This is a genomic window from Vibrio lentus (genome assembly GCF_002875945.1).
Classification (GTDB): Bacteria; Pseudomonadota; Gammaproteobacteria; order Enterobacterales; family Vibrionaceae; genus Vibrio; species Vibrio apostichopi.
The window spans coordinates 39,398-54,758 of sequence record NZ_MCZK01000172.1 but is presented as its reverse complement, the minus strand read 5'-3'; the positions used below and the strand labels follow the sequence as shown (position 1 = coordinate 54,758).

The following is a 15,361-nucleotide window of genomic DNA, read 5'->3' as shown; positions in this document are numbered from 1 at the left end:
CATAAAATTTGTTAAAACCCTTGATTTTAAAGGGCTGCGGGATAAAAAACGATTTGTGATAGATCTCTAAGAATACCTGACTAGCAGGCGTAATATTAATTCCAGACAAGAGATATGAATAAAATAATTCATTCTTCTCAACTTAAAATAAATAATTACTCTTAGCGATAAAAGTAATTCAAATATATAAGAGAGAGACGATCATGAGTAAGTTCTATGTAGGTTCTGAAATAGGTCAATTACGCCGCGTTCTAGTTCACCGCCCAAGACGCGCACTGACTCACCTAACACCCTCTAACTGTCACGATTTGCTGTTTGATGACGTACTGGCTGTTGAGCGTGCAGGTAAAGAGCATGACGCATTTACTCAAACGCTACGTGATCAAGGTGTTGAAGTTCTTCTTCTTACTGACTTGCTAGCCGATACACTAGCTGTGCCAGAAGCGAAAGATTGGCTACTAAGCTGCCAAGTATCTGATTACCGTTTGGGTAAAACATTTGCCAATGATGTGCGCTGCTACTTGGGCGACTTACCAAACTTAGAGCTAGCAAAAATTCTTACGGGCGGTTTGTCTTACGCTGAAATGCCAATGAAATCATCTTCAATGATGCAAGGCATGCACGCACCAACCGACTTCATTATCGAGCCTCTACCAAACCACCTATTTACTCGCGACACATCTTGCTGGGTATACGGCGGTGTTTCTATCAACCCAATGGCAAAACCTGCTCGTCAACGTGAAACCAACCACGTTCGCGCTATTTACCGCTGGCACCCAACATTCGCAGGCCAAGACTTCATTAAATACTTCGGCGATGAAGAAAAAATCAACTACGACAACTCAACCATTGAAGGTGGTGACGTACTTGTACTCGGTCGTGGCGCGGTGCTTATCGGTATGTCTGAGCGTACAACAGCACAAGGTGTTGAGCACTTAGCATCTAGCCTATTCAAACACGGTCAAGCGAAGCAAGTTATCGCAATGCAGCTACCAAAACACCGCTCTTGCATGCACTTAGACACCGTTATGACGCACATGAGCGAAGATACCTTCTCTGTTTACCCTGAAGTGGTGAGTAAAGATGTGCAGTGCTGGAACCTAACTGGCGATGAATCAGGCGCTGTGAAAGTGAAAGAAGAAGGCTACTTCGTGACGGCTATCGAGAAAGCACTTGGCGTAGACAAGCTAAACCTAATCACAACTGGTGGTGACAACTTCCATGCAGAACGTGAACAGTGGAACGACGCGAACAACGTGCTGACCGTTAAACCAGGTGTTGTGGTTGGCTACGAAGGCAACACCTACACCAACGAAAAATACGACAAAGCAGGCATTACGGTTCTTCCGATTCCAGGCGATGAACTTGGCCGTGGTCGCGGTGGTGCACGCTGCATGAGCTGCCCAATTGAGCGTGATGGTATCTAATCACTAAGACGAAACGGCCAAGTTGAACAATCTTGAATACTCTCAACTTGGCCAAAATGAGAGAACACAATTATGACTAAGCAAACTGTTGTTGTTGCACTCGGCGGTAATGCCCTACTTCGTCGCGGTGAGCCGTTAGAAGCCGACGTTCAACGCCGTAATATTGAAACTGCGGTTAAAACCATCTCTGAAATCGCAAAAGTGTACAACGTGGTGTTAGTGCACGGTAATGGCCCACAAGTTGGCCTACTTGCTCTGCAAGGTTTGGAATACAAAAAAGTAAATCCGTATCCACTGGATGTGTTGGGCAGTGAAACTCAAGGCATGATCGGCTACATGCTGATGCAAGAATTCAAGAACTATCTGCCTGATCGCAACATCTCATGCATGTTGACCCAAATGACGGTTGATCCAAACGATCCTGCCTTTGCGGATCCAACTAAGCCGATTGGCCCGATCTACGAAGAAGCTGAAGCGCGTGAGTTAGCAGAGAAATTCCACTGGATCGTAAAACCCGACGGTCAACATTTCCGTCGCGTAGTACCAAGCCCACGCCCTACCGGCATTGTTGAACACGAAGCGATCACCCAGCTTATCGATGCGGGTCACCTTGTGATTTGTACTGGCGGTGGTGGCATCCCAGTGAAAAAAGAGAATGGCAAATTAGTCGGTGTTGAAGCGGTTATCGACAAAGACATGTCAGCGGCTTTCTTAGCAAAACAATTGGATGCAGATGCTCTGCTTATTCTGACTGATGCTGAGGCTGTGTACCTTGATTGGGGCAAACCAACTCAACACGCGCTGCGCAGCACAACACCAAGCGAATTGGCGAAGTTCACATTTGATGCGGGCTCAATGGGGCCAAAAATTGAAGCATCGTGCGAATTCATTAAGCAAGGCGGCAAAGTAGTGGGTATCGGCGCACTCGAAGATGGTTTGCAAATCCTGCAAGGCCAAGCGGGCACCAATATCACCAGAGGTTAACGAGCTTAAAGCTTGAGAGCTTTTAAACCTTGTGAAAACAGAATTAAACGAACAAACAGAACCGAACAAATTTAACTAAATATTGAATCGCGCTTTCTTGAATTTTCTTTCCCTGTAACAAGGAAGCGCCTAAATCTAAAAAGGAATACATCATGGCTTTTAACCTACGCAATCGTAACTTCCTAAAACTACTAGATTTCACTCCACGCGAAATTCAACACTTGTTAGATCTTTCTATGGAGCTAAAAAAAGCGAAGTACAACGGTTACGAACAGCCAACACTGACTGGCAAAAACATTGCGCTTATCTTTGAGAAAACCTCTACTCGTACTCGCTGCGCATTTGAAGTTGCTGCATTCGACCAAGGTGCTCGAGTTTCTTACTTAGGCCCATCTGGCTCTCAAATTGGCCACAAAGAATCAATGAAAGATACAGCTCGCGTTCTTGGCCGTATGTACGATGGCATCGAATACCGCGGCTTCGGTCAAGAAATCGTTGAAGAGCTAGGCGCTTACGCTGGCGTGCCAGTATGGAACGGTCTGACTGACGAATTCCACCCAACACAAATCCTGGCTGACTTCCTAACTATGACGGAATACGGCCGTGGTAAACAACTGCATGAAATCAGCTTTGCTTACCTAGGTGATGCTCGCAACAACATGGGCAACTCTTTGATGGTTGGTGCTGCGAAAATGGGCATGGACATTCGCCTTGTTGCTCCAAAACAATTCTGGCCACAAGAAGAGCTATTAGCTCAATGTCGTGAAATTGCAGAACACACGGGCGGCAAAATCACGCTAACAGAAGATGTTCAAGAAGGCGTGCAAGGTTGTGACTTCCTGTACACCGACGTTTGGGTATCCATGGGCGAAGCGAAAGAAGCATGGGCTGAGCGCATCAACCTAATGATGCCTTACCAAGTCAACATGGACATGATCAAAGCGACGGGCAACCCACATGTGAAATTTATGCACTGCCTACCGGCTTTCCACGGTGAAGACACCACTGTTGGCAAACAGCTTGCTGCTGAATATCCGCAACTAAAAGACGGCGTTGAAGTAACAGATGAAGTGGTTGAGTCTGAATACTCTATCGTGTTCGATGAAGCAGAAAACCGCATGCACACCATCAAAGCAGTAATGGTTGCGACATTAGGCAGTTAATAAGCTAAACAACTGAGTATCTAGATAACTAATAATCTAAATAGTTAAGCACTCACTTGTTCGCAAGACATTGACAAGTAAAGTGCAGTAGCAGGGAAATGCGGGTGGCATACTTGGGTTTAACCCTTGGATAAAGCCCGCATTTTTTTTCATTCAATTGAAGAGATTATTGCCCTAAAAAGCACAAGTTTTTCAGTTTCAACAAAGGCTTAAATGGAAGTTGAAAACGGACGTTATTTCGCATAAAAATCCATTAAATGAATACTTTACAGAAAGTATTGCATGGCGTTTTTATCTGAGTATAATCCTCCGCAATTTGTCTTAAGAGAGCAAAAAATGAACTGCAATTTTGTCGCACATGATTGTCAAACTACACGTCCGAGAGTGGCGTTGGTGTCATTTTTATTTTGCTCTATTGATCGTTTCGAAGCCTCCTATTTTTAGGAGGCTTTTTTTTGTCCGCAATTTGACTGTATGCATAGAAGGAAGACCCGTTATGGCGCATTCGTTATTTAACAAGCACATCATCTCCATACCTGAACTCACTCGTAATGAACTGGAGCTCATCGTCGACACCGCAGCAAGGCTCAAGGCTGAGCCAAACCCAGAGTTGCTGAAAAATAAAGTCGTTGCGAGCTGCTTCTTTGAGCCTTCAACTCGAACTCGCCTTTCATTTGAAACCGCGGTTCAGCGTCTTGGTGGCACCGTCATCGGTTTTGATAATGGCGGCAACACATCGTTAGCGAAGAAAGGCGAAACGCTTGCCGATTCAGTGCAGGTTATTTCTTCTTACGTCGATGCCTTTGTGATGCGTCACCCACAAGAAGGCGCAGCACGTTTGGCCTCTGAATTTTCAAACGGTGTTCCAGTGGTAAATGGTGGCGATGGTGCGAACCAACACCCGACTCAAACCTTGTTGGATCTGTTCTCGATTTACGAAACGCAAGGCACGCTCGATAATCTCAATGTGGCGTTCGTCGGCGACCTAAAATATGGCCGTACCGTGCACTCATTGACGCAAGCGCTGTCGAAATTCAATAACGTGCGTTTCTTCTTTATCGCGCCAGAAGTATTAGAGATGCCAGATTATATCTGTGAAGAATTAGAAGAGATGGGTATCCAATACAGCACACACAGCAGCATTGAAGAAGTGGTGCCTGAACTGGATGTTCTGTACATGACTCGCGTACAGAAAGAGCGCTTTGATGCGTCGGAATACGCACACATGAAATCGGCTTACATTCTCACCGCCGATACATTGAAAGACGCACGCCAAAACATGAAGGTCCTTCACCCACTACCACGTGTCGACGAAATCACCACCGACGTTGATAAAACGCCACACGCTTACTACTTCGAACAAGCTGAAAACGGTGTATACGCTCGCGAAGCCCTATTAGCCCTAGTTCTTAACGACACTTTATAAGCAGGAGAAACAGTCATGGTTAAACAAACTCAGCTACAAGTAGAAGCGATCCGTAACGGCAGCGTGATTGACCACATCCCTGCTCACCTTGGTATCAAAATCCTTAAACTGTTTAAGCTGCACAAAACAGAACAACGCATCACGATGGGGTTAAACCTGCCATCATCAGCGCTCGGCAACAAAGACCTGATCAAGATTGAGAACATCTTTCTGACCAAGGAACAAGCCAACCAATTGGCTCTGTATGCACCGCAAGCCACGGTCAACCAAATTGAAGAGTACAAAGTAGTCAACAAACTAACCCTTGTGCTGCCAGAACAAATCAACAGTGTGTTCGCTTGCCCAAATAGCAATTGTATTTCACACGGTGAACCGGTCGAAAGTAGCTTTAAAGTGCAGCTAAAACACGAAAACGTACAGCTAAAATGTCACTATTGTGAAAAAGTATTCTCTCGCGAGATCATGAGTGAAATTCGCTAACCCTTAGCGCTATTACCTCCGCAATAAAAACCTTTAATTATTTATGGATATTTATTCCCAACACGGAATAAATATCCATTTAACCAAAGAATAAAACTCCACAATAAAAGCAATTAACCAGAATTTTGTTTGGTGATCGCCTTCAAAAAGATAACTATCCTTTAGTGGTAGACTCAATGCATAGATGATCATACATCTCGCATACCCTTCCTTCTCTACTTCGGGATTCATCGGTAAGCCTAATTAATAATCGTACTCTACGGCTTTGGGAGTGCGCTCGGCGCTATGGACAAGCGATATCCACAGTTTGACCTTAAGGAGTTGTTCATGAACGAAATCACTGAGCACGGTTGCTTGTATTCAGCTGAAGATAAAACACTGACTGCCGCGTGCAAACGCTTACTACAACAACAAAGCTTCTCGACCCAGAATCAACTGCGAGAGAAACTCGTCGACATTGGTTATACAGGCATTAGCCAATCGACCGTATCTCGCATTTTGTCACAGCTTGGCGTTGTCAAAATCCAGAACGCCTGTGGTAAAAAGGTGTACTGCATCACCGTTGAAAGCGCGCCAGTTCGTGTCGATGCGTCCATCTCATCGCAAATCGAATTAATTACCCATAACCAAGCGATGGTGATAGTCAAGACTCACCCAGGTTGTGCACAGTTGGTCGCAAGATTGGTTGATATCGACCCACATACCGAGATTATCGGTACCGTTGGCGGCAACGACACCGTGTTAATTATTCCGAAAGACACAACCAACATTGATGCTTGCGAACAAGTGGTCAAAGCACGCTTGGGCGTTGCCTAAATGTCTCTTTGGCAAAGGCTGACAACTCATGTTGAGCTGCTGACACTCTCTCGACTGCCCCAGAAAATTGCTCACCCGCCCTAGGGGATATTTGTTTGCTAATGAAACTAATCACAAACTATTACGGTCTGATTGAGTTAAGATACCTTTAACTCCATTTTGATGACTAAATAGTATGCGACGACTTGCCACATTACTTTTTGTTTGTATTTCCCTATTCACCCAGCCTGCGTGGGCGCTTTTTGGAAATGACAACGCCGAGCCAAGCTTCGGAGGCAATAACAACGGTTTTGTCCCTGTAGACCAAGCTTTCCCTTTCAATTACTACCAGCAAGACGGCAAGGTGCTTCTCGACTGGCAAGTAAAAGAGGGCTACTACCTTTATCAACATAGCCTCTCTTTCAGCGGTCAAAACCTCGCGATCGGCAATGTTGAAATGGAAGACGGCCAACCACACCAAGATGAGTTCTTTGGTGAGGTGAGTATTTATACCCAGCCGTTATTCGTGCAAGTTCCGCTACAGAGTTACCAAGATGGCTCACAGCTGATCGTTAAGTATCAAGGCTGTGCGGATGCGGGTTTCTGCTATCCACCTGAAACTCGCGTGATCGACATTGAACCATTTACAGGTTCAGGTTCAGGTTCAAGCGACTCTCAAGCTAATGCAGCATCGCAAGGCTCATCGGCTGCAAACAATGAGACCGATGTTTCAACGCAACAAACCTCTCCGAAAGCTGACGTTGCAACTAACACCACTCCACAATCAAGTGCACCCGTTTCAAAAGAAGCGAGCCTAGCCGATAAGCTCGGTGACAGTTGGTGGACTCCATTATTATTCTTAGCTCTCGGTGTTGGCTTGGCCTTTACCCCGTGTGTTCTGCCAATGTACCCAATCCTAACCGGTATCGTATTAGGTGGTGGCAAGCTCAGCCAAGGTCGAGCACTGATGCTGTCCTTCATCTATGTGCAAGGCATGGCGTTAACCTACACCTTATTGGGTTTAGTGGTTGCCTCTGCGGGTATGCAGTTCCAAGCAGCCATGCAACATCCTTATGTATTAATTGCGTTGAGCGTTCTGTTCGTGGCGTTAGCCATGTCGATGTTTGGCGTTTATAACCTACAACTTCCAAGTAGCATCCAAACTTGGCTTAACAATCAAAGTAACAAGCAACAAGGTGGCAATACCTTGGGCGTGTTCGCGATGGGTGCTATATCTGGCTTGGTGTGTTCGCCTTGTACCACAGCGCCACTATCTGGTGCGCTGCTGTATGTCGCTCAAAGTGGTGACCTGTTTACTGGTGCAATCGCTCTGTATGCATTGGCGATGGGTATGGGTATTCCACTGATTTTGGTAGCGGTATTTGGTAATAAGCTACTGCCGAAAGCAGGCAGCTGGATGGATAAAGTGAAGATCGTATTTGGCTTTATCTTGCTGGCAGCACCTATCTTCCTGCTAGAGCGTATTATCCCAGAGTTGTGGGCAACTGTGCTTTGGTCTGGCCTTGGCTTCATCGCCTTTGGTTGGCTTTACCATAGCAAGAATGCACTGCCATTCGGCGGCTGGAAACAGAGCGCAGTGGGCATCATCGCGATGCTCGGCCTGTTCGCTTCAGCGCAACCTGCATTAAATTACTGGTTTGCAGAAAAGAGCGTAACGGTAGAGCAACAGCATATCCAATTTGCGCGCGTCAACACGGTTGAAGAGTTAGAAATTCAGCTCATCGAAGCGAAGAAACTCGGCAAGCCAGTGATGCTCGATTTCTACGCCGATTGGTGTGTGGCATGTAAAGAGTTTGAGAAGTACACCTTCCATCAGGCTGATGTCGAGAACAAACTTTCTGACTTTGTACTGCTACAGGCTGACGTGACGAGAAACATGCCTCAAGATATTGAACTGCTTAAACAATTGCAGGTGCTTGGCTTACCAACCATTGAGTTCTGGGACGGCAAGGGTAACCATGTTCCAAATGCTCGTGTCACCGGTTTTATGCCTGCAGATGTATTCTTAAAACACATGCAAGACCACCAGCTATAACGACGACATTCGTCTAAATACAAGCACTAACGAAAGCCGCACTGCCCCTCCGTAACGAGATGGCAGTGCGGCTTTTTTGCTATTCAGAGTAACGCTTTCTTATTACGGGGATAAAAGTCGATATGGTTCAGACTTTTAATGCATAGATATTGTCCACATACTCAATCAGGATGATAATAAATATTAACTAAATTGTTAAAAGTATGAACGTCATGGACTCGACCTATACCATCATCATTGCTGATGACCACCCTCTCTTTCGCAACGCCCTGTTTCAGTCAGTTCATATGGCGATCAGCGGTGCGAACCTGCTTGAGGCTGATTCTCTCGATGCCTTACTGACTCTACTAAAAAAAGAAGATGAACCTGACTTGTTGCTGCTCGACCTTAAAATGCCGGGAGCAAACGGGATGTCAGGCTTAATTCAACTACGTGCTGAATATCCAGATTTACCGATTGTGGTGATCTCAGCCAGCGAGGATGCCAGCGTTGTTACTCAAGTGAAGAGCCACGGTGCCTTTGGCTTTATTCCTAAGTCGAGTGATATGCGTGAATTGGTCAGTGCACTGAATCAAGTGCTGAATGGCGACCCGTTCTTCCCTGAAGGGCTTATCACCAACAATGCAGCCTGTAGCGACCTTGCGGAAAAGCTTTCCACACTGACGCCTCAGCAATACAAGGTGTTAGGGATGCTTTCAGACGGCCTGCTGAACAAGCAAATCGCCTATGAATTGAATGTTTCGGAAGCGACCATCAAGGCACATATGACAGCCATCTTCCGTAAACTGGATGTGAAAAACCGAACTCAGGCAGTTATCTTGCTACAAGAAGTCCACAACTAAGCTTCGCTTATCTCCTCTTCTAAAGTCGTCTTAGGCAAACATAAACCCAGCTTGACGACTTTATGATCATCTATCTCAGCAACCACCCAATTAATGTCATGCCACTCGAAGCTATCGCCCAGTACTGGGTGCGCGCCGAGCTCTCGTTCAGCCAATTGTTTTAGGGTCATGTCGCGCTCTTCTTCCGAGCCAAGTTCAATACCATAGCAGTCACTAACGGCTGCAATTGATAACCCAACCTCAAGGAAGAAATCACCAAAGAATCGAGCTGCGTCTTCTGCTAAAGGAGCTTCACTGAATAGCTCACTTAAGCTATCTAGGTCTTTATCTTGCCCAAGCACACAGAGAATATCGTTCGCCTCTAACACGGTACTGCCCGATGGGTGGAGCAAGGCATCTTTTCTAAACAGTGCGGTAATTCGCGTTCCTTCAGGCATAGACAAGCGCTTAAGCGGTTCGCCAATACACCACTTTTCTTCTTTCAACTTATAGACAAACATCTCCCACTCACTGGTAGGGTAAATCTCAATGCCGGTACGAGAAATCGGTGTCGGCGTTGGCGGTAAAGTCACTTTAGCGAGTCTCGCGACTTTCATTAAGCTGCCGCCCTGAACAATCAGCGAAACCATAACCACGAAGAAGGCGATATTGAAGTACAACTGAGCATTAGGCAGGCCAGCCATCATCGGGAATACCGCCAGAATGATCGGCACCGCGCCACGTAAACCCACCCAAGAAACAAACCAACGCTCCTTGGTGGTAAAACTTCTGAACGGCAGTAAACCCAACCAAACAGACAATGGACGAGCAAACAAAATCATGCCGAAGGCCAATGCCAACGCAGGAAGTGCAATGTCCATCAATGTCGATGGTGTAACCAATAAACCAAGTACCAAGAACATCACGATCTGGCTTAGCCACGTCATGCCATCAAGAACATTAAGAACATTAAGAATAGAGTGTCGAGAGCGTGTCGGACGATTACCAATGAACAAACCCACTAGGTAAATCGATAAGATACCACTGCCGCCAAGCATGTTAGAGAACGCAAACAGAGCCACGCCACCACTGAGCACCAGAATCGAATACAGGCCATCAGCCAGCTACACTCGATTGATTAGGCTCCATAGAACCCAACCGCCACCGATACCAACAAGGGTACCGATACCAAACTGCATCGCGAAGCTTTGCAATAGGAAGTTCATTCCCATTTCGGCGTCAGGATTACCCAGCAGCGCGATTAAAGTGACCGTCAGGAAGACAGCCATTGGGTCATTAGTACCAGATTCGATCTCTAGGGTTGAGCCAACACGTTCATTGAGGCTCTGCCCTTTCAACAAAGAAAATACCGCAGCCGCATCGGTCGAACCAACAATCGCGCCAACCAAGATGCCTTGCATCAGTGACAGATCGAACAGCCAAGCGGCCATGAGTCCGGTTAAGGTCGCGGTACATGCCACGCCTATCGTTGCTAGTGAGAGCGACGGCCAGAAAGCGACTTTGAAGCTTGCTACCTTGGTTCGCATACCGCCATCAAGCAAGATCACAGCAAGCGCAAGGTTACTCACCAAGTAGGTCAGCGAGTAATCATCGAAATTAATACCACCAGGGCCATCTTCGCCCGCCAGCATACCAACGAACAAAAAGATCAAAAGAATCGGAACGCCCAATCGCGAAGACACTTGCGAGAAAAGCACACTGATGGCGATCAGTACGGCACCAGTCAGAAATAAGTGATTAATGGTTATTGCGTCCAATTCGTTCCCCCAAAGAATAAAACCCGAGCTTTAAGCCTGTTGATCTTTTGCAACTAGCTTGTTGATCTTCTGCCGTTAAGCAAGGCACGGCCGAAGAAAGTACCACTGTTACTATAACAAACTTATGTTTCGCATCGTGTCATAGGCAGGACTAAATACAGTTTCTCGGTCATTTAGTTGTTAAATTTTATGACTCGCACTCTAATTCATCCCTTTTTGTTAGACCTTTGGCTAATTTAACATCATTGCAACATCACGTTTTTCTATGGTTCTGTCTCCTAGCTCCCATATTTCAGTACATTAGCGCGAATACCGTCCCGACTAAAGTTGCACAGATCCCTTGACTTATCCTTGCTACATTCTAAATCGTAACATTACATTAACACGCTATTTTACAAAAACGGTTTCACAAAACGGTTTCTACGAAAACGGAATAAAGGAGAAGGCAATGGCGTTCGAATCTACGGAACATGCTCAAGCCTACTGGAAGGAAAACTTGGGAATAATGGGAACACTACTCGCAATATGGTTTGTGGTGTCTTATGGCGCTGGCATCTTATTTGTGGATGTCCTAAATACCATTCAATTTGGCGGATTTAAGCTAGGTTTTTGGTTCGCTCAACAAGGTTCAATTTATACCTTCGTGGCGTTGATATTTATTTACGTTGTTCGCATGAATAAGCTGGACAAAAAATACAACGTACAGGAAGACTAGAGGCTAGAACATGGATATTCAAACTTGGACGTTTATTCTCGTCGGTATTACTTTCGCAGTATATATCGGCATCGCAATCTGGGCTCGCGCTGGAACAACCAGTGAATTCTACGTTGCTGGCGGCGGCGTACACCCAGTAGCAAACGGCATGGCAACAGCCGCTGACTGGATGTCGGCAGCATCATTCATCTCAATGGCAGGTATCATCTCATTCGTTGGTTACGACGGTGCGGTTTACCTAATGGGTTGGACAGGTGGTTATGTACTACTTGCGCTATGTTTAGCACCTTACCTACGTAAGTTCGGTCAGTTTACGGTTCCTGATTTCATCGGTGAGCGTTACTACTCGAAAACAGCACGTATGGTAGCGGTATTCTGTGCAATCTTCGTATCATTTACGTACGTTGCAGGCCAGATGCGTGGTGTTGGCGTTGTATTCTCTCGTTTCCTAGAAGTTGATATTAACCTAGGCATCATCATTGGTATGGGTATTGTGTTCTTCTACGCAGTACTTGGTGGCATGAAAGGCATCACTTATACGCAGGTAGCTCAATTCTGTGTCCTCATTTTCGCCTTCCTTGTTCCAGCAATCTTTACCTCAATCATGATGACGGGTAACCCACTTCCACAAGTTGGTATGGGCTCGACTCTATCAGGTACCGATGTATACCTACTTGATAAACTGGATGGACTAACAGAAGAACTCGGATTTACCGCCTATACCGAAGGTAACAAGAGCATGGTAGATGTATTCTTCATCTGTGCAGCTCTAATGGTAGGTACTGCCGGTCTTCCACACGTAATCATTCGTTTCTTCACGGTACCAAAAGTACGTGATGCTCGTATCTCAGCGGGTTGGGCACTACTGTTCATCTCATTGCTATACACAACAGCACCAGGCGTTGCAGCGTTCGCTCGTGTAAACATGATCGAAACAATCAACGGCCCAGACATGCAAGGTGTCGCAGCAGCAGACGCACCAAGCTGGTACAAAAACTGGGAAAGCACTGGCCTAGTCGGTTGGGAAGATAAGAACGGCGATGGCAAAATGTTCTACTCGGGCGATGAGCGCAACGAGATGAAGATTAACCGTGACATCATCGTACTGGCTTCTCCAGAGCTAGCAAAACTACCAAACTGGGTTGTAGCACTACTTGCAGCCGGTGGCCTAGCAGCCGCTCTATCAACAGCCGCAGGTCTACTATTGGTAATCTCAACGTCGATTTCACATGACTTGTTGAAGAAAGGCTTCAGACCAAACATGACCGACAAGCAGGAGCTATTAGCCGCTCGTTTGGCCGCTATGGTCGCGATTGTCGGTGCTGGTTACCTAGGCATTAATCCACCAGGCTTCGTAGCTCAGGTAGTAGCGTTTGCCTTCGGCTTAGCCGCAGCATCCTTCTTCCCTGCCATCATCCTAGGTATCTTCTACAAGAAGATGAACAAGGAAGGCGCAATTGCAGGTATGTTGTCAGGTATTGCCTTCACAGCAAGCTACATCATCTACTTCAAGTTCATTAACCCAACAGCAAGCACACCGGAAAACTGGTGGTTTGGTATCAGCCCAGAAGGCATCGGTACGCTAGGTATGTGTCTAAACTTCGTAGTATCAATTGCAGTGAATAAAGTGACAGCTGAAGTACCACAAGACGTACAAGAGATGGTTGAATCTATCCGTTACCCTAAAGGTGCTGGTGAAGCTCACGACCACTAAGCAACAAAAAGCCACTCATAAGAGTTGCGACACAATAAGATAAATCAGTACTTACATTGTAGGGATTAGGTACTGATTCTAAGAAAGCCGATACATTTTGTATCGGCTTTTTCTTTTGCCCTCGCATTTTATAAAAAGACAAAATAAGGGTTGTGTTTAAATCTTCATTTGATAATAATTATCATTAACATCCAATAAAGAGATGCAAATAATGATGAAAGAGCAGCAGGTTATCTATTCAAGGTTTTATAAGGCACAGGATCGCTTTGCTTCAATAGAACAAGTTCAAGGCAACGAACCTAATATCATCCGAGACTATATTCAATGTGGCCTAACGCTTTCGGCTTATTATGAAAAGCATGCCGCCCAAGAGAATATCTTGTTGTGTGAGTTGTACCTGCGCCAAGTTTTCTTCCATTTAATTGAAGCTATTGAGTCTCCTGACCGCAGTTTCACCTTTCGTCATATCTGCCTAGACTCTATTCACTCTCCACTATTTTATTTGAAACGCCACTACTGCCAGCAACCACAAGGCCAAGCGCGTTTTTTGAATCTCAGCCAAACACTACAACAAGTCCAAGCCCCACTTGGCTAACAAGGATAGAACATGACCCTACAATTTCGGATTGAAAAAGACAGCATGGGCGAAGTGAAAGTGCCTGCCGATGCGCTTTACCAAGCACAAACTCAACGTGCCGCAGATAACTTCGCGTTCAGTTCACACAAGATGCCAACCAGCTTCATTCAAGCACTGGCGTTAATTAAGCTTGCCGCCGCCGATACTAATGCTCAGCTAGGTTTGCTGGAAGGTGATATTGCCAACGCGATCGCTGAAGCCAGCCAAGAGATCATCGATGGCAAATACCTCGAGCAATTCCCGATTGATGTCTTTCAGACGGGCTCTGGCACCAGCTCTAACATGAATGCTAACGAAGTGATTGCGACACTCGCCTCAAGAAGCCTGCAAGGAGATATCAACCCAAACGATCACGTAAACATGGGGCAAAGCAGTAACGATGTAGTGCCAACAGCAATTCAAGTCAGTGTCGCTCTGATGGCAGAAAACAAGTTGTTGCCAGCGTTAACCCATCTTTCTGCAGCGCTTACCGTAAAACAACATGAGCTGGCTAAAGTAGTCAAAACTGGGCGTACTCACCTAATGGATGCGATGCCGATTACCTTTGCTCAAGAGCTTGGTGGTTGGAAATTTCAGATTGAACATGCCAAGCAAGCGATAGAAAGCAGCTTGCCAGCAATCAAGGCGCTTGCTCAAGGTGGTACAGCGGTAGGTACGGGGATCAATGCCGACCCACGCTTTGCCGATAAGTTTGCAAGTAACCTGTCTCAATCAACAAAGATCAGTTTTACCTCGAGTGAAAACTTCTTTTTTAACCTCAGTAGCCAAGACGCGATCGTTGCACTGTCTGGTCAGCTCAAAACTGCAGCAGTTGCGATCATGAAGATCTCAAACGATCTTCGCTGGATGAATTCAGGACCATTAGCTGGCCTAGGAGAGATTGAGTTGCAGGCTCTACAACCGGGTTCATCGATCATGCCTGGCAAAGTGAACCCTGTAATTCCAGAAGCAGCTGCAATGGCGGCAGCGCAAGTGATTGGTAATGACACCACCATTACGGTGGCTGGGCAGTCTGGCAACTTCCAATTGAATGTGATGCTGCCTGTGATTGCTCATAACGTGTTAGAAAGCATAGAACTGTTAGCCAACAGTTCAGTTGCATTGGCTGATAAAGCGATTGCTACCTTCACCGTGCGCCAAGACAATCTTGATTTAGCGCTTTCAAAGAATCCAATTCTGGTGACTGCACTCAACCCTGTGATTGGCTACCTAAAAGCGGCAGATATTGCCAAGAAAGCTTATAAAGAAGGCTTACCGATTCTTGATGTTGCAGAAAGAGAAACTGATCTCAGCCGAGAAGAACTCAGTAAGCTGCTTGATCCAACCACACTGACGCAGGGTGGAATCGCAGGTTAGTGAATCAGC

Annotated in this window: 12 protein-coding genes and 1 pseudogene; 12 read left to right on the top strand and 1 reads right to left on the bottom strand. The window is 46.0% G+C overall.

The window, feature by feature from the left end:
• Positions 1-203 precede the first annotated feature (203 nt).
• From arcA to BCT49_RS22930, 8 genes are all read left to right on the top strand, one after another.
• Positions 204-1,427 carry an arginine deiminase gene (gene arcA / locus BCT49_RS22975; protein ID WP_102363468.1) on the top strand — a complete coding sequence of 408 codons (1,224 nt, stop codon included), beginning with the start codon at positions 204-206 and terminating at the stop codon, positions 1,425-1,427.
• A gap of 72 nt (positions 1,428-1,499) precedes the next feature.
• Entirely contained in the window at positions 1,500-2,411 is a 912-nt protein-coding gene (gene arcC, locus BCT49_RS22970) for a carbamate kinase (protein WP_102438446.1), read from the top strand.
• Between the two features lie 152 nt (positions 2,412-2,563).
• The gene (locus BCT49_RS22965; protein ID WP_004729719.1) at positions 2,564-3,574 is read left to right on the top strand and encodes an ornithine carbamoyltransferase; all 1,011 of its coding nucleotides are present in this window, start codon (positions 2,564-2,566) and stop codon (positions 3,572-3,574) included.
• 496 nt (positions 3,575-4,070) lie between these two features.
• Complete coding sequence (pyrB, locus tag BCT49_RS22955; RefSeq protein ID WP_017062721.1) at positions 4,071-5,000, top strand: aspartate carbamoyltransferase; 930 nt, start codon at positions 4,071-4,073, stop codon at positions 4,998-5,000.
• A gap of 15 nt (positions 5,001-5,015) precedes the next feature.
• Positions 5,016-5,480 (top strand): aspartate carbamoyltransferase regulatory subunit, encoded by a 465-nt coding sequence (pyrI, locus tag BCT49_RS22950; RefSeq protein WP_004729721.1) that lies wholly within the window; start codon positions 5,016-5,018, stop codon positions 5,478-5,480.
• Positions 5,481-5,807: 327 nt separating this feature from the next.
• Entirely contained in the window at positions 5,808-6,296 is a 489-nt protein-coding gene (locus tag BCT49_RS22940) for an arginine repressor (RefSeq protein ID WP_102438442.1), read from the top strand.
• Positions 6,297-6,471: 175 nt separating this feature from the next.
• Positions 6,472-8,331 (top strand): protein-disulfide reductase DsbD, encoded by a 1,860-nt coding sequence (locus BCT49_RS22935; protein WP_102438440.1) that lies wholly within the window; start codon positions 6,472-6,474, stop codon positions 8,329-8,331.
• Between the two features lie 212 nt (positions 8,332-8,543).
• Positions 8,544-9,173 carry a response regulator transcription factor gene (locus BCT49_RS22930; RefSeq protein WP_012604978.1) on the top strand — a complete coding sequence of 210 codons (630 nt, stop codon included), beginning with the start codon at positions 8,544-8,546 and terminating at the stop codon, positions 9,171-9,173.
• On the opposite strand, the pseudogene BCT49_RS22925 reads toward BCT49_RS22930, so the two are convergent.
• Positions 9,170-10,930: pseudogene (locus BCT49_RS22925) on the bottom strand (potassium/proton antiporter). The gene BCT49_RS22930 and the pseudogene BCT49_RS22925 overlap by 4 nt on opposite strands.
• A 448-nt stretch (positions 10,931-11,378) precedes the next feature.
• Between BCT49_RS22925 and BCT49_RS22920 the strand changes: the two are divergent.
• The 4 genes from BCT49_RS22920 (at position 11,379) to BCT49_RS22905 (ending at position 15,352) form a co-directional block, all read left to right on the top strand.
• Entirely contained in the window at positions 11,379-11,645 is a 267-nt protein-coding gene (locus BCT49_RS22920; protein WP_004729726.1) for a DUF4212 domain-containing protein, read from the top strand.
• A gap of 10 nt (positions 11,646-11,655) precedes the next feature.
• The gene (locus BCT49_RS22915) at positions 11,656-13,359 is read left to right on the top strand and encodes a sodium:solute symporter family protein (RefSeq protein ID WP_102438438.1); all 1,704 of its coding nucleotides are present in this window, start codon (positions 11,656-11,658) and stop codon (positions 13,357-13,359) included.
• 211 nt (positions 13,360-13,570) lie between these two features.
• Positions 13,571-13,954, top strand: a complete 384-nt coding sequence (locus BCT49_RS22910) for a hypothetical protein (RefSeq protein WP_102438436.1) — start codon at positions 13,571-13,573, stop codon at positions 13,952-13,954.
• 12 nt (positions 13,955-13,966) lie between these two features.
• A complete protein-coding gene (locus BCT49_RS22905; RefSeq protein WP_102438435.1) occupies positions 13,967-15,352 on the top strand; it encodes a class II fumarate hydratase in 1,386 nt (461 codons plus the stop codon).
• Positions 15,353-15,361 lie beyond the last annotated feature (9 nt).

Bases quoted from the DNA above. Each gene is read 5' to 3' on its own strand.
- arcA (WP_102363468.1), top strand. From the start codon at position 204: ATGAGTAAGTTCTATGTAGGTTCTGAAATAGGTCAATTACGCCGCGTT.
- arcC (WP_102438446.1), top strand. From the start codon at position 1,500: ATGACTAAGCAAACTGTTGTTGTTGCACTCGGCGGTAATGCCCTACTT.
- BCT49_RS22965 (WP_004729719.1), top strand. From the start codon at position 2,564: ATGGCTTTTAACCTACGCAATCGTAACTTCCTAAAACTACTAGATTTC.
- pyrB (WP_017062721.1), top strand. From the start codon at position 4,071: ATGGCGCATTCGTTATTTAACAAGCACATCATCTCCATACCTGAACTC.
- pyrI (WP_004729721.1), top strand. From the start codon at position 5,016: ATGGTTAAACAAACTCAGCTACAAGTAGAAGCGATCCGTAACGGCAGC.
- BCT49_RS22940 (WP_102438442.1), top strand. From the start codon at position 5,808: ATGAACGAAATCACTGAGCACGGTTGCTTGTATTCAGCTGAAGATAAA.
- BCT49_RS22935 (WP_102438440.1), top strand. From the start codon at position 6,472: ATGCGACGACTTGCCACATTACTTTTTGTTTGTATTTCCCTATTCACC.
- BCT49_RS22930 (WP_012604978.1), top strand. From the start codon at position 8,544: ATGGACTCGACCTATACCATCATCATTGCTGATGACCACCCTCTCTTT.
- BCT49_RS22920 (WP_004729726.1), top strand. From the start codon at position 11,379: ATGGCGTTCGAATCTACGGAACATGCTCAAGCCTACTGGAAGGAAAAC.
- BCT49_RS22915 (WP_102438438.1), top strand. From the start codon at position 11,656: ATGGATATTCAAACTTGGACGTTTATTCTCGTCGGTATTACTTTCGCA.
- BCT49_RS22910 (WP_102438436.1), top strand. From the start codon at position 13,571: ATGATGAAAGAGCAGCAGGTTATCTATTCAAGGTTTTATAAGGCACAG.
- BCT49_RS22905 (WP_102438435.1), top strand. From the start codon at position 13,967: ATGACCCTACAATTTCGGATTGAAAAAGACAGCATGGGCGAAGTGAAA.